At 73.2% G+C, this 21,094-nt stretch carries 15 protein-coding genes; 9 read left to right on the plus strand and 6 right to left on the minus strand.

The features are described 5' to 3' along the window. The first annotated feature begins 5 nt into the window (after positions 1-5). The 5 genes from C1I95_RS36410 (at position 6) to C1I95_RS18565 (ending at position 8,791) form a co-directional block, all read left to right on the plus strand. Positions 6-1,391, plus strand: coding sequence for a fibronectin type III domain-containing protein (locus C1I95_RS36410; protein ID WP_233513740.1), 1,386 nt, complete (start codon positions 6-8; stop codon positions 1,389-1,391). Positions 1,392-1,661: 270 nt separating this feature from the next. Then, positions 1,662-4,274, plus strand: coding sequence for a fibronectin type III domain-containing protein (locus C1I95_RS18550; protein ID WP_233513741.1), 2,613 nt, complete (start codon positions 1,662-1,664; stop codon positions 4,272-4,274). Positions 4,275-4,298: 24 nt separating this feature from the next. Beyond that, a complete protein-coding gene (locus C1I95_RS18555) occupies positions 4,299-5,294 on the plus strand; it encodes an AAA family ATPase (protein ID WP_111215079.1) in 996 nt (331 codons plus the stop codon). Between the two features lie 15 nt (positions 5,295-5,309). Next, a complete protein-coding gene (locus tag C1I95_RS18560) occupies positions 5,310-6,488 on the plus strand; it encodes a DUF58 domain-containing protein (RefSeq protein ID WP_111215080.1) in 1,179 nt (392 codons plus the stop codon). Beyond that, on the plus strand, positions 6,464-8,791 hold the full coding sequence (locus C1I95_RS18565; RefSeq protein WP_438941322.1) for a transglutaminase TgpA family protein: 2,328 nt from the start codon (positions 6,464-6,466) through the stop codon (positions 8,789-8,791). Before C1I95_RS18560 ends, C1I95_RS18565 begins: the two co-directional genes overlap by 25 nt. A 100-nt stretch (positions 8,792-8,891) precedes the next feature. Here the strand turns inward: C1I95_RS18565 and C1I95_RS18570 are convergent, their stop codons facing one another. Together C1I95_RS18570 and C1I95_RS18575 are read right to left on the minus strand one after the other, a co-directional pair. Continuing rightward, on the minus strand, positions 8,892-9,719 hold the full coding sequence (locus C1I95_RS18570; protein ID WP_111215081.1) for an SDR family oxidoreductase: 828 nt from the start codon (positions 9,717-9,719) through the stop codon (positions 8,892-8,894). After that, positions 9,716-10,696, minus strand: a complete 981-nt coding sequence (locus C1I95_RS18575) for an LLM class F420-dependent oxidoreductase (protein WP_111215082.1) — start codon at positions 10,694-10,696, stop codon at positions 9,716-9,718. The genes C1I95_RS18570 and C1I95_RS18575 overlap by 4 nt, the downstream gene beginning before the upstream one ends. Positions 10,697-10,843: 147 nt before the next feature. On the opposite strand from C1I95_RS18575, the gene C1I95_RS18580 reads away from it, so the two are divergent. Both C1I95_RS18580 and C1I95_RS18585 read left to right on the plus strand, forming a co-directional pair. Next, positions 10,844-12,049: a low temperature requirement protein A gene (locus C1I95_RS18580; RefSeq protein ID WP_111215083.1), complete on the plus strand. Its 1,206-nt coding sequence runs from the start codon at positions 10,844-10,846 to the stop codon at positions 12,047-12,049. Positions 12,050-12,103: 54 nt separating this feature from the next. Beyond that, positions 12,104-12,967, plus strand: a complete 864-nt coding sequence (locus tag C1I95_RS18585) for a DUF1028 domain-containing protein (protein ID WP_111215084.1) — start codon at positions 12,104-12,106, stop codon at positions 12,965-12,967. A gap of 78 nt (positions 12,968-13,045) precedes the next feature. Here C1I95_RS18585 and C1I95_RS35820 read toward each other — a convergent pair whose 3' ends face one another. Continuing rightward, positions 13,046-13,219: a hypothetical protein gene (locus tag C1I95_RS35820; RefSeq protein WP_199523808.1), complete on the minus strand. Its 174-nt coding sequence runs from the start codon at positions 13,217-13,219 to the stop codon at positions 13,046-13,048. Between the two features lie 764 nt (positions 13,220-13,983). Between C1I95_RS35820 and C1I95_RS18595 the strand changes: the two genes are divergently transcribed. Continuing rightward, complete coding sequence (locus tag C1I95_RS18595; RefSeq protein WP_111215086.1) at positions 13,984-14,436, plus strand: YbhB/YbcL family Raf kinase inhibitor-like protein; 453 nt, start codon at positions 13,984-13,986, stop codon at positions 14,434-14,436. 107 nt (positions 14,437-14,543) lie between these two features. On the opposite strand, the gene C1I95_RS18600 is transcribed toward C1I95_RS18595, so the two are convergent. Continuing rightward, positions 14,544-15,242, minus strand: coding sequence for a maleylpyruvate isomerase N-terminal domain-containing protein (locus tag C1I95_RS18600; RefSeq protein WP_111215087.1), 699 nt, complete (start codon positions 15,240-15,242; stop codon positions 14,544-14,546). A gap of 8 nt (positions 15,243-15,250) precedes the next feature. After that, positions 15,251-16,138 (minus strand): phosphatase PAP2 family protein, encoded by an 888-nt coding sequence (locus tag C1I95_RS18605; protein WP_111215088.1) that lies wholly within the window; start codon positions 16,136-16,138, stop codon positions 15,251-15,253. Positions 16,139-16,221: 83 nt separating this feature from the next. Here C1I95_RS18605 and C1I95_RS18610 point away from each other — a divergent pair, with 83 nt between their 5' ends. After that, positions 16,222-16,908 carry a DUF3159 domain-containing protein gene (locus tag C1I95_RS18610; RefSeq protein ID WP_233513739.1) on the plus strand — a complete coding sequence of 229 codons (687 nt, stop codon included), beginning with the start codon at positions 16,222-16,224 and terminating at the stop codon, positions 16,906-16,908. A 553-nt stretch (positions 16,909-17,461) separates the two neighbouring features. Here the strand turns inward: C1I95_RS18610 and C1I95_RS18620 are convergent. Then, on the minus strand, positions 17,462-20,347 hold the full coding sequence (locus C1I95_RS18620) for a glycoside hydrolase family 48 protein (RefSeq protein ID WP_111215091.1): 2,886 nt from the start codon (positions 20,345-20,347) through the stop codon (positions 17,462-17,464). Positions 20,348-21,094: the final 747 nt, after the last annotated feature.

Consider the following 21,094-nt stretch of genomic DNA (forward strand, 5'->3'; position numbering starts at 1 on the left):
GTCCGCTGCTGGAGGAGGAGGCGGCCCGCGCCGGCCCCCTCCCCCAGGCCACGACTCCGGTCGCCGCCGCGGCGGCCCCGGTCAGCGGAGCTCCAGTAAGCAGCCCCCCGGTGAGCGGGCCTCCGACAGGCGCACCCCTGGCTGGTGGATCACTGGTTGGCGGTTCGCCGGTCAGTGGATCGCCGGTCAGTGGGCCGCCGGCCTTCTCTCCGGTCAGCGCGCCGCCGGTGCCGGGGCAGCCGGTCAGCGCACCACCCGTCAGCGGCTTCCCGTCCGACCCCCGATCAGTCGACGTCAGTTCCGGCTATCCGCAGCAGGTCAGCGCACCGCCGGGACCGATCAGCGGACCACCCAGCTACGCGCCGACCAGCGGACCACCCGGCTATACGCCAGCGAGCGGACCACCCGCCTTCGAGCCGACCAGCGGACCACCCGGCTACACGCCGACCAGCGGACCACCCGCCTTCGAGCCCACCAGCGGACCACCCGGCTACACGCCGACCAGCGGACCACCCGCCTTCGAGCCCACCAGCGGACCACCCGGCTACACGCCGACCAGCGGACCACCCGCCTTCGAGCCCACCAGCGGACCACCCAGCTACGCGCCAGCCAGTGGCCCGCCCTCGGCCGGCCCGATCGGCGGGCCTGCGCAGTACAGCCCGGCCAGCGGTCCGCAGCACCACAGCCCGCAGCAGCACGGCCCGGACTACAGCCTGCAGTTGCACGGCGCGGTCGGTGGCGTACAACCGCACGGATCACCTCAGCAGTTCTCGCCCGGACCGTCGGTTTACCCGTCGACTTCGGCCGACGGCGGGGCGCTGGCGCCGTACGCCTCGCAGGTTCCGGCTCCGCCGGCCTGGGGTCAACCGGCGGTGCTTCCGGCGGGGGTGCCGCCTCGGCCGATGGTGGCGGTGCCGTACCAGGGGCCACTGGTGATGCCGGCGGTGGAGCCGGCGCGGGGTCGTAGCCGGGCGGCGATCGTGGTGGCGGTCGTCGCGGTGGTGGTCGCCCTCGCCGCGGTGGTCGGGGTGGGGGTGCTGATTCTCGACCGGCGGGCCGCGCCGCCGGCGACGACGCCGGGATCGCCGACGCCGGTGGAGTCCGATCCGCCGCCCGGGGAGCTGAAGTTGCGTGACGATTCGGCCACGATCACGTTGACCTGGACCGATCCGTCGGACGGGTTGGTGCCGTTCATGGTGGCCGGTGGGCGGACCGGGCAGCCGTTGGGGGTGCTGGCCACGGTGGACCCGGGGCAGACGAAGTACACGGTGAACGGGTTGAACTCCCGGGTGGACTACTGCTTTGCCGTGCTGGCCGTCTACGGTACCGACCGGTTCGCCACGTCGAGTCAGGTGTGCACGTCGCGGGAGGTCACCGGCCCCCCGAACTGATCGACACGGCTCCCGGGCGGGCGGCACCGGCCGGGGGCGAGGTGGCCTCCCGGGCCGACCGGTGCCGGCCCGGACACGGGGCACCATCCTCGGCCGACAGTCGTGGCGGGACACGCCGACGACACGCCACGCTGGGTGTCCACAGGCGGACGGTGCGGGTTCCCGGGGTCCGTTGCGTGACCATATGATGGCTCCCGGCTCAGGGGAGGGGTCGCCGTGTCGGCGCGCCGCCTGCCAGGACGATACGAGAGGCAGCCGGCTGTGGCGAGCATCGACGAGGCCGTTCCGACCCGCACCGCCCGCTCCCGGTCGCGGGTACGCGGCGGTCTGGTCACCGTGGGTACGGTGCTGGCGTTGCTGGCGGCGATGGGCCTGACGGTGCTCGGTCTGGGTTCGGCGGACAACGCGGTGGCCAGCTACGACGCGAGTTCGTGGCTGTGGAGCGCGGCGCGCAGCGAGCTGGCCCGGGTCAACGGGCTGACCGCGCGGGTGGACACCCGGATGGAGGTGCCCGCGGCGCGGCGGCATCCGATGCAGGTGGTGCAGACGGACCGGTTGCTGGTGCTGCGGGACCTGCACACGGGTCAGGTCAGCGCGCTGGACCTGGCCACGTTGCAGATCACCGCGACCACGCCGACGACCCCCGGGCTGGGGGTGAGCGTGGCGTTGCACGAGGACGCGGCGTTCGTGGTGGATGCGGTGCAGGGTGTGGTGCGGCAGTTGGATCCGCGGTCGTTGGCGCCGGTGGGTGAGGCGGTGCGTTATCCGCCGGGGATCACCGGCGGCGCGTTCGACGGTAAGGGCCGGTTGTGGGTCGCGGTGCCGGCGGAGGGCACGGTCTCGGCGATCACCCCGGCCGCGTTGCCGTCGGCGCCGGTGGAGGGCTCGCAGGTGAGTCCGAAGCAGGTGGAGACGCACGACGTGGCCGAGCCGAGCCACGAGTTGGTGGTCTCCACGCTGGACGACGGGGTTGCGGTGCTGGACCGTACGGCCGGGGCGCTGGTCACCGTGGTGCGGGGCACCACGCGGCGTACGGCGTTGGCGGAGACGTTGACCGGGCCGGGCATCATGCCGGTGCGCACCAGCGGGCCGGTGGTGCCGGTGACGGTGGCCGGGCAGCGGCAGGTGCATGTGATCGCCGACGGTGGTCAGGTGCACTCGTTCACGGTGCCGGGTGATGGTGACCGGCTCAGTCCGGCGGTGGCGTGGGCCGGGCGGTTCTACTGTGCGGACGAGGCGACGGGCGTGGTATACGCGTTCGACGCGACCGGGCAGCTGGTGGACACGATCCGGGGCAAGTGGGGCGGGCCGCTGGAGCTGGAGGTGCGGGAGAACCACCTGTTCATCAACGCGCCGGACGCGGCGACCGCGCGGGTGGTCGACGACCGGCACCAGGTGCGGGAGGTCGACAAGTACGCCAACGACGTGCTCGGCGGTGACCCGCCGCCGGATCCCCCGCCGCCGCCTCCGCCGCCGAAGAAGCCGGAGGCGAGCAAGCCGGGCGCGCCGCGCAGTGTGACCGCGGCGGCGGGTAACGCGCAGGCGCGGGTGAGCTGGCGGCCGGCGGCGGCCAACGGTGCGGAGATCATCAGGTACGTGGTGGAGGGTGCCGGGCAGCGGCTGGAGGTCGGTGCGAACCAGCGTTCGGTGGAGGTCACGGAGCTGACCAACGGCGAGACTTACCGCTTCTCGGTGCACGCGGTCAACGCCAAGGGCGCGGGCCCGGCGCGGAGCAGCAACCCGGTGACGCCGACGGCGGAGGTGCCGGACGCGCCGACCAGCGTCACCGCGGAGGCGCGGCCGGACGGCACGGTGGCGGTGAGCTGGCCGGAGGCGAACGGGCAGGGCAACAAGATCGCCCGGTACGCGGTGACCGCCACCTCGGCGGGTACGAACGCCCCGGCCGGCGAGTCGACCGGCAGCGAGCTGGTCATCAAGGCCGGCGAGCTGGAGTACGGCACGCAGTACGCGTTCACGGTGGTGTCGGTCAACGACAGGGGTGCCGCGTCGGAGGCGTCTCCGGTGAGCAACACGGTGGTGCCGTTCGCGGTGCCCGGCGAGCCGCTGGAGCTTCGGGCGACCACCGTGGCCGACCAGCCGGGCACGGTGGCGGTGCAGTGGTCCCCGGCGGAGGCCAACGGCCGGCCGGTGACCGGGTACGTGGTGGACGTGGGCGGCCGGCGCAGCGAGGTGGCCGACACCCAGACGACGGTGAGCGGCCTCGGCGACGGGCAGAACGTCACGGTGCGGGTCCTGGCGGTCAACGAGGCCGGTGAGGGTCCGGAGGCGACGACGACGGCCCGGACGGTGGCCCCGCCGCGGGTGACGGTGACCGGTTCGTCGGCTACCGCGACGGCGGCGACGGTGACGTTCACCGTGGACGCCGGGGGCGGGCAGGCCACCTGCACGTTGAGCCGGCCGGGTCAGCCGGCGAAGAGCGGCCCGTGTTCGAGCATCACGATGAGCGGGTTGACGCCGGGCACCAGCTACACGTTCACGGTGACGGCGACCAACGCCGCCGGTCCGGGTACGGCGACGCGGGCCCAGCCGACCGACGCGTTGTACGGCATCGCGACCTGCAACAACGGTCCCGACGGTGATCAGCGCACCTACTGCGACCGGGAAGTGTCCGGGCGGAACGGCAACGAGATCTTCTCGGTGCCGCGGCAGGACAACGACCAGCAGGTCGGCTGGGCGAAGCCGGGGACCCGGCTGAAGGCGTACTGCCGCGTACGGGGTACGAACATCGACTCCTGGATCTACAACAACAACAAGCAGAGCACCTGGTGGGTGCAGGTCGAGTACAGCGGGAAGAACTACATCCCCTGGGCCTGGCTCAACCTGGAGGGCGGGGACGACATCAACGTCCTGCCCACCTGCTGATCCACCCCAGCGAGGAGCACCACCGTGAACAGCCAGGAACCACTCACCCAGCAGGAGGTGCAGGGCTTCGCCGCCCTCGCCGCCCGGCTGGCCGAGAACATCAACGCGGTGGTGCTCGGCAAGCCGCAGGTGGTCCGGCTGGCGCTGACCGCGTTGTTCGCCCAGGGGCACGTCCTGCTGGAGGACGTGCCCGGGGTGGGCAAGACGACCCTGGCCCGGGCGATCGCGGCGACGGTGCAGGGGCAGTGGCGGCGCATCCAGTTCACCCCGGACCTGCTGCCGTCGGACGTGTCCGGCGTGACCATCTTCAACCAGGCCACCCGGGGTTTCGAGTTCCACCCCGGTCCGGTGTTCGCCAACATCGTCATCGCCGACGAGATCAACCGGGCGTCGCCGAAGACGCAGTCGGCGCTGCTGGAGGTGATGGAGGAGCGGACGGTGACCGTGGACGGGGTGCGGCATCCGGTGCCGCAGCCGTTCCTGGTGGTGGCCACCCAGAACCCGGTGGAGATGGACGGCACCTACCGGCTGCCGGAGGCCCAGCTGGACCGGTTCCTGGTCAAGCTCTCGGTGGGGTATCCGGACGAGTCGGTGGAGGTGGAGGTGCTGCGCGGGGCGACGGTGCGCTCCCCCGAGGCGCTCGCCTCGGTCACCGACACCGCCACCGTTGGCGAGATGGTCCGGATGGCCCTTCGGGTGCACATCGCCGAACCGCTGTACGCGTACGCGGTGCGGCTGGCCGCGGCCACCCGCACCCACCCGCAGGTCCGCGTCGGGGTCAGCCCCCGTGGGGTGATCGCGCTGACCCGGGCGGCGTGCGCGTACGCGCTGATCGACGGTCGCGGCTGGATCATGCCGGAGGACCTGAAGATCCTCACCGAACCGGTGTTCGCCCACCGGCTGCTGCTCACCCCCGACGCGCAGGTGCGCGGGGTGACCGCCGCCGACGTGCTGCGCCAGTCGGTCGCCTCGGTCCCGGTGCCGCTGCCGTCGGGGCAGCCGGCCCCGGCGCACTCCTGACCGGCGAAGGCTACCGTGGGGATCACCGCCCGGGGCGTTGGGCTGCTCGTCGCCGCCGTGCTGCTGCTCGGCGCCGGCTTCCATTTCGCGTACCCGGAGCTGACGCTGCTCGGCGCGGCGGCCGGCACCGCCCTCGCGGTGGCCGTGGTCACCGCGGCCCGCCGGCCCCGGTTGCAGGTACACCGGCAGGCGGATCCGGACCGGGTGGCCCGGGGCGAGCCGGCCACGATGACGCTGACCGTACGCAATGCGGGGCGGCTGCGGGCGGCGAGCCTGCTGGCCACCGACCGCTGCGGCGACCGGATGGTGCCGGTGCCGGTGCTGCGGCTGCGCCCGGGGGCGGACACCACCGTCAGCTACGACGTGCCGACCACCCGGCGCGGGGTGGTGCCGGTCGGGCCGCTGCGGGTGATCCGCCGCGACCCGCTCGGGCTGGTCGTGCTGGCCCGCTCCTACGGCGGCAGCGTGCCGGTGTGGGTGCACCCGCGCATCCACCCGTTGACGGCGGTGCCCACCGGTGCAGGGCGCAGTCTCGACGGGCGGGTCGACGCGGTGCCGCACGGTTCGATCACCTTCGACTCGCTGCGGGAGTACGTCGTCGGCGACGAGTTGCGCCGGGTGCACTGGCGTACCAGCGCCCGGGTGGGTGAGCTGATGGTGCGGGAGAACGTGGACACCAGCCTGCCCCGGATCGTGGTGCTGTTGGACAATCGGGCCGCCGCGCACCCGGACCGGGTCGACGGGGTGGCCGAGTCGTTCGAGTCGGCCTGCGAGGCGGCGGCGTCGGTGGTCACTGCGGCGGTCCGCGAGGATCTGCCGGTGGTGCTGCTGTTCGTCGCCGCCGAGGAAGCGTCCGGCGGGCCGGACGGCGCCGCGTTCGGCGAGGGGCTGGGCGCCGGCGGGCCGCTGGACCGGTTGGCGGCGGTGTCGCTGACCGGCGAGGGCACGCTCGAGGCCGCGGCGACGCGGCTGCGCCGCGACCGGCTCGGCGACACCCTGGTGGTGCTCACCGGGCCGGGTGGCCGCGACGACCTGGGGCACGTCGGCGCGCTGCGTGGGGCGTACCCGTCGGTGGTGGTCGGGGTGTTCGGGGCGGTGGAGCCGACGCCGCCGGGCGCGGCCGGCCTGGTCGTCGTCGATGCCGCTGACGGCGCGGCCTTCGCCGCCGAGTGGGACGGGGTGCGTCGGTGGTGAAGCTGCTGCGGGCAGTACCGGTGCCGGCGGCCCTGATCATCATGGTCACGCTGGCCGGGGTGGTGCTCGGCCGGGTGTACGCGGGGTCGCTGCTGACCGTCCTGATCGCCGGTGCGGCCCTCGGCTCGGTGCTGGTCAGTGTCGTGGCGCGGCGGCTGCCGTCCTGGCTGGTGGCGCCGGTGTCGGTGCTGGCGATGGCCGGGTGGACGGCGTGGTGCCTGCGGTTTGCCGCCGACCGGGCCGACCTGCCCGGAGGGTTCGCCGAGGTGGCCGGCGACGCCGCGCGCAACGGCATTCCCCGGCTGCTGACCGCGATGATCCCGGTGGAGCCGACGCCGGACACGATCCTGGTGCCACTGGTGGCCGCCTGGCTGGCCGGGCTGGCCGGCGCGGAGGTGGCGCTGCGGGCCGGGCGGGTGCTGCTCGGCTACCTACCGCCGGTGCTGCTCTACGCCGGCGCGTTGTACGTGGTCGGGCCGAACGCCGAGCCGGCGATCGGCCCGACCGTGGCGCTGGTGGCGGTGGCGGCGCTCGGGCTGGCGGTGTCGGGTCGGCCGGCCGGCCGTGACCCGGTCGACGAGCTGGCCCCGGCGGTGCGGGCCGGGGTACGGGCCCGGCTGGCCGTGGCGTCGGCCGCCGGTACGGCGGTCGTGGTGGGACTGGCGGCGGTGCTCGGCCCGGCGGTGGCCGCCCTGGTGGACACGCGGCCGGTGGATCCACGCCGCTATGTGGAGCCGCCGCAGGTGGAGACGCTGGACGAGAACCCGCTGATCCGGATCTCCGGCTGGGCGCTGAACCCGGACCAGCAGCTGTTCCAGGTGGCCACCGAGCGGGCCGGTGCCGCCGACACGGCGGCACCGGCGGATCCGGCGACGGAGGACCCGGACGCGCCGCCGACCAGTGGCGGGGTGCGGATCCGGCTGGCCGTGCTGAGCGACTACGACGGCGTCACCTGGCGGGTCGGCGCCACCTACCGCAACGCCGGGCGGATCCTGCCGGCCACCGACCCGGCCCCGCACGCCACCGTGGAGACGGTCGAGCAGGAGATCACGGTGGGCGACCTCAGCGGGCGGTTGTTGCCCGCCGTGGCCACCCCACGCGAGGTCAGCGGGGCGCGGGTCGCCTACGACCCGGGCACCGGCACGTTGATCCGTCCCGACGGGCTCAGCCCCGGGTTGCGCTACACGGTGACCTCGGCGCGGGAACGGCCGGACGTCAACCTGCTGGCCACCGCGAACACCCCGGCCGGTGACGAGGTGGCCCGGGTGTTGCACGTCGCCGACGGGGCACCCGAGCAGCTGCGCCGGCTCGCCGCCCAACTGGCCGAGGAGAACAGCGCCCCGTACGCCCGGGCGGCGGCGATCGAGCAGTGGCTGGCCGAGCACTACCGGCTGGTCGCCGACGCGCCCAGTGGCCACGCCTACCCGAACCTGACGTTCTTCCTGTTCGGACCGCGTAACGGCGGCGGGCAGCGCGGCACCTCCGAACAGTTCGCCGCGTCGTTCGCGGTGCTGGGCCGGCTGGCCGGGCTGCCGACCCGGGTGGTGGTCGGGTTCGCCGCTCCCGGGTCGGGGCCGGTGCGGGCCGCCGACGCGTACGCCTGGCCGGAGGTGCTCTTCGACGGGTTGGGTTGGGTGCCGTTCGACCCCCTGCCCCGGCCGGATGACGAGCCGCGGCCGGTGGAGGAGGATCTCCGCCCGCAGCCGGAGAATCCGCCGCCGTCGGAGCAGCCGGAGCCCACCCTGGAGCCGACCGCCTCACCGCCACCGCAGGCCGCACCCGGCGGCCCCGCCGACACCGGTGGGGTGTCGACACCGGTGCTGGCCGCCGGCATCTCCGGTGGGCTGCTGCTCGTGGTCGTGGCGCTGCTGGCCACCCTGGTCGGGATGCGTCGGGCGCTGACCCGCAACCGGTTGTACCGGGGCGATCCCGGCCAGCGCATCGCCGGCGCCTGGCGGGAGGTGACCGACGCGCTCCGGCTGGCCGGGCGGCCCGTCGCCGCCGACCTGTCCGCCACCGAGGTCGCCGGTTGGGCCGGGCGCACCCTTACCGACACCGCCGGCCCGGGTACCGACGCCGGGGCCGGTGGCGCGGGACCGTCGGCAGCCGCGTGCGCCGCCGTCGACGACCTGGCCCGCCTGGTCAACCAGGTCACCTTCGCGCCCGGCACGGCCACCGCCGAGCAGGCGGGCGCGGCGACCGTTGCCGCCACCGCCTACACCGGCGTGCTGCGTGCCGCCCGCCCCCGCTGGCGGCGACTGCTCTGGTCGGTACACCCCGGTCCGCTGCGCTGGTCCCGCTGAAGCTCGCCTGCTCCTCACCGCGGCCGTACCACCGTGACACGTTCGAGGGCGGCGACGGCGTGCCGGACCGTCACTCGGCCGCCGTCATCGAGAACGCCGCCTACGGCGTTGCCGCCGGTGGTGGCGGTTCGGCCGGCGACTGACGCAGTCGGCGTACCAGCTTGCGCAGCCCGGACTGCCAGCCGTCGGGGTCCTCGGCGCGGCGGCGGGCGTAGTCGGCCACCTCGGGGTGCGGCAGGATCAGGAACCGTTCCTCGGCCATCCCAGCGACCGCCGCGGCGGCGACCTCGTCGGGGCTGAGGACCGGACCGGACGCGGCGATGACCCGCGCCCCCAGGTGGCCGGCGGCCAGGCCGTCGGCGAGCATCGGGGTGTCCACCCCCTGCGGGCACAGCGCGCTGACCCGTACCCCCTGGTCGCGGTAGGTCACCGACAGCCACTCGGCGAACCCCACCGCGGCGTGCTTGGTGACCGAGTACGGGGCGTCGCCGACCGCGGTCAGCATCCCCGCCGCCGAGCAGGTGTGCAGCAGGTAGCCGCCGCCCCGGGCGAGCATCGCCGGCAGCACCGCCCGGGCCGCGTAGACGTGCGACAGCACGTTGACCTGCCAGGCCCGCTCCCAGCCGGCGTTGTCGACCTCCACTCCCCCGCCGGTGGCGACTCCGGCGTTGGCGCAGAACACGTCGATCCGGCCGTAGCGCCGTTCGGTGTCGGCGACCAGGGCGCGTACCTGTGCCTCGTCGGTGACGTCGAGCGCCACCCCGTGGGCGAGCGGGCCGACGGCCTCGGCGACCTCGGCGGCGGCGTCCCCGTCGAGGTCGGCCAGCACCAGCGCGGCGGCGCCCTCGGCAGCGAACCGGCGGGCCAGCGCCGCGCCGATCCCACCGGCGCCGCCGGTGATCACCGCTACCCGGTCGGTGAGGTTCATGCCGGTGCCTTGGCGTCGAGGCCGAGCCGGGCGACCAGGGTGGCCAGCGCCGCCGCATCGCCGGCGGCCACCTCCGGGGTGGGCAGCAACGCCAGTACGGGTACGTCCACGCCGGCCTCGGCGTACTGGCGCACCTGCGCCCGGCACTGCTCGGGTGAGCCGTGCAGGATCAGCGCGTCGACCACGTCGTCCGGTATCGCCGCCAGGGCGGCCCGCCGGTCGCCGGCCGCCCACGCCTGCCACATCCCGCCGAGCGCCACCGACCGGCCGAGCCAGCGGTGGAAGTCGGCGTACGCGGGCACGGTCAGGTAGCTCGTGATCATCCGCCGGCCCAGCTTGCGGGCGTACCCGGCGTCCTCGGTCGGGCAGACGAAGATCCGGGCGACCACCTCGAACTGGGGGCGCCGCTCGCCGAGTTCGGCCACCGCGCGGGGCACGTCGGCGGCGGCCAGCCAGTTCAGGATGACCCCGTCGGCCTCGGCGGCGGCGAGCCGCAGCATGCCGGGGCGCAACGCGGCCAGCAGCAGTGGCGGCGGCACGACCGGCGGCCGTTCCAGGGTGAACCGGCGTACGGCGAAGGTGTCGAAGGCACCGTCGACGGTCTCCCCGCGCAGCGCCGCCCGCAGGAACCGCAGCACGTCGCGGGTGCGCCGGAACGGTTCGGTGAACTGCACCGCGTTCCAGTCGGAGACCAGCACCGGCGACGACGCGCCGATGCCGAGGGCGAACCGGCCGGGGGCGACGTCGGCGAGCGCGGCGGCGCTCATCGCCAACAGGCCCGGCCCGCGGGTGAACACCGGCGTGATCGCGGTGCCCAGCCGCAGCCGGGGCTGCCAGGCAGCGGCCAGCGTCAGCGGGGTGAACGCGTCGGCACCGTTGACCTCGGAGGACCACACGTCGGTGAAGCCGGCGTCGGCCAGGGCCGAGTAGACCGCGGCATGGTCGGCGAGCGGGATGCCACCCAACGGCACCGTCATTGCCCATCGTGTCGTCATCGGTCGATGGTGCCCGCCGCCCGGGCCGCCGAGCAAGATCTCGTCGGGTTCCCGGGTTACCCACCTGATCTGTCCCTGCGGGTGTTACGACAGCGAGGTGGACTGGACCGACGACGGGATCCGCTGGCCATGGCGCGCCGCGCCGGTCGGCTGACGCCGTTCACGCAGAAGACGGGCCGGGCGACCTTCCTGGAGCTGTTCTTCGATCTGGTCTACGTGTTCGCCCTCACCCGGATCTCCGCCCGGGCGTTCGAGGACCTGGCGCTGGAGCCGGGCGGCGCCGAGGGGTGGAGCCCGGTGACCGGGGGCGTGAAGACGCTGCTGTTGCTGCTCGCGCTGCTGGCCCTCTGGCAGAACACCGCCTGGACGACCAGCCGCTACGACCCGTACCACGGCGGACTGCAACTCGTCGTGATCATCGCGTTGGTGGGCAGCATGGTGATGGGCGTGGCGACGCCCCGCGCCTTCACCACCACCGGACTGGCCTTCGCCGAGGCGTACGTGATTGCCCAACTGGCGCGTCCGCTGATCCTGATCGCCGCCGGGACGTCCGAACGCCCCCTCAAGATCAGGACTGCGGTGACGTTCGCCACCTCCGGCGTGCTGTGGATCGTCGGCGCCTTCCTGCCGGTCACCCCCCGGGCGGTGGTCTGGGCGTGCGCGCTGGGCGTGGAGTACGCCGCCGGGCGGTTCGGCTACCCGGTTCCCGGGCTCGGCCGCTCCAAGGTCACCCGGTGGGACATCGCCGGGGAGCACCTGGCCGAGCGCTACCAGCAGTTCTTCCTCATCGCCCTCGGCGAGACGATCCTGGTCGCCGGCCTCTCCTACAGCGACGGCCCCTATCCCCCGGCGCAGACCGCCACCTTCGCGTTGACGCTGGCCATCTCGATCCTGATTTGGCGCATCTACATCCAGCGGGCCGGGCAGATCCTCGCCGAGGCGGTCGCCCGAGCCCGGCAACCAGCCAGCATCGGCCGGTCGGCCGCGGACACCCACCTGGTGATGGTGGTCGGCATGACCGCCACCGCGATCGGCTACGAACTGTCGATCCAGCATCCGCTTGACCATCCCGAGGAGGCCTGGCTCATCATGATGCTCGGCGGGCCGATGCTGTTCCTCCTCGGTCGGGCCCGCTTCGAGTACGAGGTGTTCAACCGGGTCTCCCGGTCCCGGTGGGTCGCACTGCTGGCCCTGGCCGCCGTAGGGCCGCTGGCGATGCACCATCCGCCCCTCGGGGTGCAGGCCGCGGTGGCCGTGATCCTGGGCGGAGTCGCCCTCGCCGACGCCCGCCGGGCCCACGGCAACCCACCTGAACCCGCGGCACCACCGTTCTGACCAGCCGATCCGCCCGCCGGCAGCCACTGCGCACCCGGCGCTAATCTTCTCCGGGTGACCTTCTCCCTCGTCGCCCGCTCCGACGACGGCCGGATGCACGGCATCGTGGTGGCCAGCCGGTTCCTCGCCGCCGGTGCTCTCGTGCCGGCCGCCGAGGCCGACATCGGCGCGATCGCCACCCAGGCGCACGTCAACCTCGCCTACCGGCCGCAGGGGCTGGCCCTGCTGCGCACCGGCGTCGCCGCCGCCGACGTGGTCGCCGGCCTGGTCGCCGCCGACCCGGAACGCGACCACCGCCAGCTCGGCGTGGTCGCCGCCAGCGGCGTCGGCGCCAGCTACACCGGCGCGAGCTGCCACGGCTGGGCCGGCGGGCAGGCCGGCGACGGTTGGGCGGCGCAGGGCAACATCCTCACCGGCCCGCAGGTCGTCGACGCACTGCGCGACGCCTGGCTGGCCGGCACCGCCCTGCCGTTCGCCGAGCGGCTGCTCGCCGCGCTACGCGCCGGGGAGGCCGCCGGCGGCGACCGGCGGGGCCGGCAGAGCGCCGCGCTGATGGTGGTACGCCGAGGCGGCGGATACGGCGGCACCGGCGACGTCATGATCGACCTGCGGGTCGACGACCACCCCGAGCCGATCACCGAACTCGACCGGCTGCTGGCCGTGCACACCCTGCTGTTCAGCCGGCCCGACCCGGCCACCCTGCTCGACCTGACCGGCGCGCTGGCCACCGAGGTCGCCGGCCTGCTGACCGCTCTCGGGCACCCGGCCGACCCGGCCGCGCCGCAGGAGGCCCTGGACGCCTGGGCCGGGTGGGAGAACCTGGAGGAGCGGCTGGTGTCCGGTCGGATCGACCCGATCGTGCTGGCGCACCTGCGCGCCGCCGTGCCGCAGGTGCCGGCGCCGCGTCCCGCCGCCTGACCAGCACGGTCAGCCGCCTGCCCGGATACCGCGACGACGGCGCAGCGTTGGCCTCCGTCTACGCCGACATCGCCGGGCTTACCGCGAGGGCGAGTCGGCGAGGTCGGCCGGATCGAGACGTAAGGTGGCGAGCAGCCCGGCATGCTGGTCGAGGTCCACCCGCTCCGGTAGTTCGCGCTCGACCCAGTCGGCCCTGACCTGCTGGTCGCGTTCACGAAGAACGCTGACGATTCGGTGCCTGGCGATCATCATCGGGTACTCCCTTGTGATGCCGTCCAGGGCAGCGGAGCTCAGGACAGCGGTGTGGGCGTGCTGCTCCGATGACGACCCGTTCAACACCCTGGCGGGCTGGCGGCGACGGCACCTCGCGGTCCCGGGACCGTGCGACGTGTTCACCGTACGCCTCACCACGTCGGACTGCACCCACCCGCATGCCGGCGACTGACGGTCCACTGCCGGCGGACGCTCTCATATCCCTCGTTGCCGGGGGATTCACCGGGCGGGAACCTGATTACGGCTGATTGAGTGGTGGGAATGGGTGAAAAGTGCACGATCATCGGCGATGAAATGGAACCGGGCCCGAAGCCGCCAGGTCCCCGAGACCGCCGCAATCGCTGAGCCGTACGCCTCATCGCGAGCGCTGATCCTTAGGTTCGCCGCCATACTCACCGCAGAACCTGCGGAATTCGTGCGACCGGTGAGCCCGCCTGGCGACTCGCTGCCGCAACCCTACACCTGCCCAACAACCTCGTAGTTGCTGATCACTGTCCGGGAAGCGCAGGTACTTACTGCGAAACCCGAAAAACTCAGCTCTCCTCGGCGGATCCGTCGGCATGACGGTCGGATTCGCCGAAAATTCTGCTCGATGGAAAAGAAGCGCGGGAGATTTCAACCGAACGGCATCGCGTGGCGATGGCGTGCACGAGGGCGGTTGCCTGCGCGGGCAGCAACGACGCGCGGGGTTTCGCCGCCCGCCCGGCGGGTAGCCGCGACCCGGACCGGGGAAGGGAGCCGAGATGGCCGGGATCATGCTGCGCAGCACTGCGTTCAACGACCATGACCAGTTGCCGGACCGCTTCGCGCGCGAGGGCGGCAATGTCTCGCCGCCGCTGGAGTGGGCGGGGGTGCCCGATTCGACCAGCGAGCTGATCCTGCTCGTCGAGGATCCCGACGCGGGTCGGACTCCGTTCCTGCACTGGCTGGTCACTGGGATCGCCCCGCAGTCCGGCGGGGTGTCCGAGGGGACGGTGCCCGACGGCGGCCGGGAGTGGCCCAACGGCTTCGGCGTGGCGGGCTGGGGTGGCCCGCACCCGCCGCGCCACGAGGACCCGCACCGGTACTTCTTCCGGCTCTACGCCCTCGATCAGCCGTTGCAGCTGCCCGACGCGCCACAGGCGCCCGACGTGCATCAGGCGCTCGCCGATCGGGAAATCGCCAGCGGCACCATGATCGGCACCTATTACCGCTGACCGGCGGGCACGGCAGGGCCGGCAGCCGACGCCCGGATGCCGCCAACGCCCCCGGTGGCAGGCACCGGGAGGCTCAGCCGGAGCCACAGGCGGGCCAGCCGGGATGGTCAGCCGCCGAAGGCGAGGAACCGGAAGCCGGTGGTGTCGAGCGTGGCCTGTTCGGCGCGGCTACGCGGGGTGCGGCCGGTGGCCTTGCGGATCAGGGTGAGCCGGTCCCAGCCCAGCTCCGGCGGCACCGCGCGACCGCCGGTGAGCAGGTCGGCGATCACCTGACCGGCCGTCGGGGTCAGCCACGGCGACCGGTCCAGCGCCGCGGCCAGGTCCAGGCCGTGCACCCCGACCTCGACCACCCGGGTACGCAGGAACTCCGGCACCGTCATGGCGTCGCCGTGCCGGGTGCGTACCACCCGGTCGTGCGGGTGGGCGTCGACCGCGTCGAGGGTGGCCCGCCAGACCCGGTCGAAGTCCGCGCCCAGCCTCGACCTGTCGGCAGGCCCGGCCGGGTCGTGACCGGCATCGAGCCCGGCGGCCTCGGCCTGGGCGGCGTTGATGCGGGCGGCGTCCACCTGCGGGGTGAACTTGGCCGCGCCGAAGTAGCCGGCCGCGTCGACCTGTGCGCGGGCGGGCGCCGGGGCGGCGAGCATGTCGGCCAGCCGGCCGACGCCGGTGCGTACGTGAGCCAGCAGCTCGGCCACGGTCCACGGCGGGCAGTCGGTGGGCCGGTCGAGGGCCGCCGGGTCGAGGGTGCGCAGTATCTCGCCCAGCCGCCGGCACTCGTCCCGGAAGGCGTCCCGCACCTCGTCCATGTCGACGCTCAGCCCTGGTGACGCGGGACGAGACGGTGCACGGCGATGAGCACCAGCGCCATCACCACCCCCATCGACCCGGCGATGCCGGCGGCGCTGCCGGCGTACCCGACCAACAGCGGCTGGCGGGCCAGCTCCGCCGCCGAGGTCCCCCGCATGCCCACCAGCCAGGACAACGCCAGCCCGCAGGCCACGATCGCGAGCAGACCGCCCGCGCCGAGCAGCAGCGCGGTGAGGCGGTGCGCGTCGGCCCGGGCCACCTTCGCCCGCTCACGCTGGGTGACCAGCAGCAGCAGCCCGGCCAGCGCCGCCCACACCCCGACCACCAGGAACGCGGCCACCGCGTCGCTGGGCCGGTGCCAGCCCGCCGACAGGGTCGCCACCCCGGCGGTAGCGGCGTAGCCGGCGCCGACGACGGCACCGAAGGCGCGCACCTTGGGCGGCAGCACGAGCACCAGCGCCACCGCCACCGACGCGGCGACCGTGGTGTGGCCGCTGGGCAGGCTGTTGCCGACGTACACCCGCTCCGGGTCGATGCCGTAGTCGGGCCGGGTCAGGCCGTACTTGAGCAGCTGGGTGGTGACGTTGGCCCCGGCGATCAGCAGGGTGGCCGCGACGGCCAGGGCGACCCGACCGCGGATCAGCGCGATGAACCCGATCGTGATGGTGACCGCCAGCAGCGACACCACCGACATGGCGTTGAGGATCCGGTCGACCGGCTCTTCGATGTGATCACGGCCGATCCGGTTGCCGGTGAGGGCAACCGTGTCGATCCACTGGCCGATCCCGGTGTGGAGGGCGAATCGCCAGACGGCGATGAAGGCCGCCGCCTGGACGAGGGCCAGCACGACCAACCAGACCGCAGTCCCACCCCTCGGCGTCACGCGCACCCGCACAACTTAGCGGCCCGCCCGTGCCGGCCGGCCGGTGGCCCGCCGGTGCTGTCGGGATAGGTTGAGACGCAGGTGAGGAGGCGATGGTGACCGGTACGTCGGAGCGTGACCCCACGACGGTCGGGCGGCCGGAGTCGCTGGCCGACCTGCTCGGCGGGCGGCGGGGCGCGGTCGACGCCAGTCTGCCGCCGGTCGCCTTCACGGTGGGCTGGCTGCTGGCCGGTCGGTCGGTCACCGCCGGGGTCGTGGCGGCCCTGGCCACCGGCGCGGTGCTGGCCGGCTGGCGACTGCGCCGCGGGGACCGCCCGCGCTCGGTGCTGGTGGGACTGCTCGCCGTCTGCGTGGCCGCGCTGGTCGTGGTGCGCACCGGCCGCGCCGAGGACTTCTTCCTCGTGCAGCTGCTGGCCAACGCCGCCAGCGCCCTGGCCTGGACGGTCAGCATCCTGGTGCGCTGGCCGCTGCTCGGGGTGGTGGTCGGCACGGCGCTCGGGCAGCGCGGGCGGTGGCGTCGCGACCCGGCGCTGCTGCGGGCTTACGGCCGGGGCAGTTGGGTGTGGACGGCGACCTATGTCCTCCGGGTGGCGGTGTTCCTGCCGCTGTACCTCGGCGGGCAGGTGCTCGCGTTGACCGCGGCCCGGGTGGGGCTGAGCTGGCCGCTGGTGGCGGCGGCGTTGGCGGTCAGCTGGGCGGTGGTGCGCCGGTCGTTGCCGGCCGGTCACCCGGGGCTGCGCCACCCGGTGACACCGGACGGTGCACCGCCCGAACAGAACTAGGACGCGCAGATCCATCGGCGCGACGGCGATGCCGTGGCCGCCATGCCCGCCAGCTCAGGTAGCTGGCCGGCGCGCTCCGATTCGCGTACACATTGACCCGTTCGCTGGCCCTGATTCCCCGAATCGAACTGGCCGGCACGACCGTGTCCGCCGAGGACACCCAGCACGTACGCCATTGGGTGTTCTGCGACCGGATCATGCCGGACCGGAGCCGGTGCGCACAGCGGGCCGACCACGACGGGCCCTGCGGCGCCTACCCGACCGGCCAGACAACAAGGGAGAGGCCGCCACGGGGGGAGCGGCCTCTCCGGTGAATTACGTTACTCCGTCCCTGGCCGTGTTGTGATCCCGGGGCGGCTACTTTTTTTCGCGATATGCGGGCCGAGCCCGTCGGGTCGGGCGCGGTGGGGTGGGCCGACCGCTCCGCTGCGTCGGCCAGAGGGCCGACCCACCCCGGCCTGACCGTGGGCGTCAGGCCGCTGGCCGAACCTGCCTGTACCCCCGAGGTCCGGCCTGCCTCCGGGTGGGTCAGGGCCCACCCGGAGGAGTTCGATCAGCCGTTCGGGAACAGCTTTCCGTAGTCGGCGTACGCCATGGCGACGTCCGCCTGGGCCCAGAACCGGTGGTAGCGGAACTCCGGCTCCGGCCCACCGTTGAGGTACGCCTGGACCTTCGGCCACGCCGGGTCGTTCTTGTAGAAGGACCGGATGTCGACGAAGCTCTTGCCCGGGGCGATGACGTCACCGTTGGGCATCCGGCCGGTCCAGCCCTGCGGGATGTAGAGGCCCTGCCCGGTGCTGGCGTTGTAGACCTCGTTAAAGCGCCGGTAGTCGCCGCGCTTCTCCACCGTCGACACACCCTGGGCGTCGCTGGCGCCGTGCAGCGCGTCCAGCAGCCCCTTCGCGGTGTTCTTCGCCGCCGTGTTACCCGAGCGCGCCGCGTACGCGATGAGCGTGCGGGCGTAGGCGGCGGCGACCCCGACGTCCTGGCCCTTGACCGTCACCTCGACGTGCAGGTTGTTGTTCGGCTGCGGGTTGTTCGGGTTCCAGGTGGTGGGCTGCCCGGACCAGCGCATGTCCGACGGGATGGACCAGTTGGTGCCCACCGTGGTGTTGGCGATCGCCCACGGCACCCACTTGTCCAGCAGCGCCTTGGCCCGGGTGTTGCCGCTGACCAGGTACAGCTCGGCGATGCGCTGCATCGACCAGGCCTGCATGCCGAACCACTGGTTCGACGGCGGGTCGTTGTAGACCGGGTCCTCGTCGTAGAACATGCCGTAGAAGGTGGACGTGCCGGCCGGCGGCTGGCCGTAGTTGCCGCCCCAGCTGTTGGTCGCGCCACCGGCGATGCCACCCTCGGCGGACTGCAGCCAGGTGTAGAACTCCAGCTGCCGGTTCAGGCTGTTGGTCCAGTCCGCCGCCGCCGTCGACGACCGCGGCTTCAGCTCGTTGACGTTGGTCAGCGCCCACGCCGCGAACGGGTTCTGGTAGCCGAAGTGGCTGTGGCTGGAGCCGATCCGCCACGACCAGTTCTGGCTGGTCTCGTACGCCCCGCCCCAGGCGTAGTACCAGGAGAGCAGGTAGTGGGCGGAGTCGCGGCCGGTACCCGCCGGGCAGGCGGCGGCCCCGACGCAGTTGCCGATCCGCTTGAAGTACTTGTCGAACAGCGCGTACCGCAGGTAGTCGCCCATCTTGGCCGCCTTGGCCACGGTGGCCGCCACATCGGCCGCCTTGTTCTGCTCCTTGGCCCAGGTCAGGGCCCAGTACGCGGCCTGCACGGCCCGGGCGTCGGCGTCCGGTGCGTTGGTGTACTTCCACTGCCGCGCCGGGGCGTTGGACTCCTTGATGTACAGGTCCAGGTAGCCGTACTGGCCGCCGTGGCGGAAGGTGTCGCAGGACGGCTGCGGCACGGTCTCCCACACCGACTCCTGGGTGCCCCGCTGGAAGGTGTTGATGTACGCCGGGCGGGTGGTGCCGTCGCCGCAGCGGCCGTAGCCGTAGACGTTGTCCACGTCCAGCAGCCAGTGCATGCCGTAGATCGAGCCGGTGCCGTAGGTGGTCTGCAACTCGCTACGCAGCGGGTCCTGGCCGACCGGGACGTTCGGCTCCAACTGCGACGGGTACTGGCTGGGCAGGTCGTGCTCGGCGGCGTACTGGGGGGTGCCGGGCGAGCCGGCGGTCGGCTGGTCGGCCGTGGACGGGATGATGTACCGCTCCATCACCGTCCAGGCGTTGTTGAACGGCGCCCAGTTCTGGGTCACCCGGCCGTAGTAGGCCTCCAGCCAAAGCCAGAAGCTGAACGCCTCGGAGGTGGTCTCGTGGCCGTGGTCCGGCGCCTCGACGATGAGGGTCTCGATGGAGTGGTACGGCACGCCCTCGGGGCTGAAGTAACCCGAGTTCTTGATCTTGTTGTACTGGGTGAGGAACCGCTGGACGTACTCGCCGTCGCCGCCGCCCGGCGGGTCGAACGGGGTGACGGCGATGGCCAGCGACGGGTAGCCGGTGGCCGCGGCGGTGATGGTGGCGTTGCCGGCGCCGGTGGCCGCGCGGACCGTCACGTCGACCCCGGTGTTCCAGTTGGTCGGGGTCAGCGTCAGCGTGGTCGGCGTGGTGGTGACGCCCGCGTCACCGGTGCGGGTCAGGGTCACCGCGACGTTCGAGGTGGGTGCCCGGCTCGCCTTCAGGTTGACGATCGCGCTGCCGCCGCGGGGCACGCTCAACGCCGTCGGGGTGGCCACCAGCGTCGGCCCGGTGGCCGGGGCGACCGTGAACGACCGCTCGGCGACCGCGGAGAGGTTGTTGTTGTCGTACGCCCTGGCCTGCACCGTGTAGTCACCGGCCGGCAGGGCCGACAACGTGTACGCGTACGGGGCGGTGGTGTCGGTGTTGACCAGCAGGCCGTTGCGGTAGAACTCGACCCGGCTGATCGTCCCGGACGGGGAACTGGCCGTCGCGGTCAGCGGTACGTCGGCCGGGGCCACGAACGGGCCGGCGGGGATCGACAGACTCACCGTCGGCGGCTGCTGCGTCGTGCCGCCGCAGGTGACCCCGTTGACCGAGAACGAGGTCGGCTTCGGGTTGCTGCCGGTGTACGAGCCGTTGAAGCCAATGGTGGTGCTGGCCCCGGTGGCGATGGTGCCGTTGTAGGACTCGTTGACGGCGGTGACCTGGTTGCCGCTCTGACTCCACCGGGCCGACCAGCCTTGGGTGACCTGCTGGTTGCCGGGGAAGGCGAACCGCAGCGTCCACCCGTTGATCGGGTCGCCCAGGTTCCGGATGGTGACGTTGGCGGTGAAGCCGTTGCTCCAGTCGTTCGTCGTGTAGACCACGTCGCAGGCCGGCGCGGCCTGTGCGGCGCCGGCGGGGACGGTCACCCCGCCGAGCGCCAGCGCCGCGGCGGCGAGCCACGCCAGGCGGCGACGTCTTGACAGATTTCTCATCTGCGCGGTGTCTCCTCGGACCAGGCCGGGGTCGGTGCCGCCCCGGCGGTGGCGCCTCGCAGACGACAGGACCGCGAGGTGCCAGTGGATGGTGGTCGACCCGGCCCGGGGCCGGGAGCTGCGGGGCGTCGTCCGGGACGCTGCTGAACCCGCTGCTGGCAGGACGCCGCACCGGTCGTGCCGGGTGCCCTCGGCGACCCACGCTCACACGTACCTGGCTCCGCGCGGTCGATCGACAGTCTGCCATGGAAGCGCTCCCAGCACCAGAGACCGGACTTCCGGAAACACCCGGTTGTTTCGATCTCGTTTTGGGGCTTTCACAAAGTCGTGACGGGCGTTACAGTCGCAGCAACGTCGATGGGAGCGCTTCCATCGACAGAGTTCCAAGCGAAAGATCGCCCAGTGTTGTGCCCACGACACCGGGGACAAGACCACAGGCCGACGGCGGGCCAGCCCGGACGCCGCCGTCGGCCGTCGCCCCACCAAAGTGGAGGGAGGTGGATCCTCAGCCACTCGCGTGGCCCGGCTCCCGCGCGACACGCACGACTGGGACGCCAATCCGCACGTGCGTGTACCGCAACACGGTGGGGACGGGGGTTGCCCTCCCCCGTCCCCACACTAAACCCCCGTTCACGATGGGAAAAGAGGCCGACGGGTCAGACGCGCATCACCCGCGCGCACCGCACGGCAGTCGACCCGCCTGCCGACCGCCATCCGCGACGCCCCGCCGACCGCCCGGGCGCGCGC

Source organism: Micromonospora craterilacus, from assembly GCF_003236315.1.
In the GTDB taxonomy this organism is placed as follows: Bacteria; Actinomycetota; Actinomycetes; order Mycobacteriales; family Micromonosporaceae; genus Micromonospora; species Micromonospora craterilacus.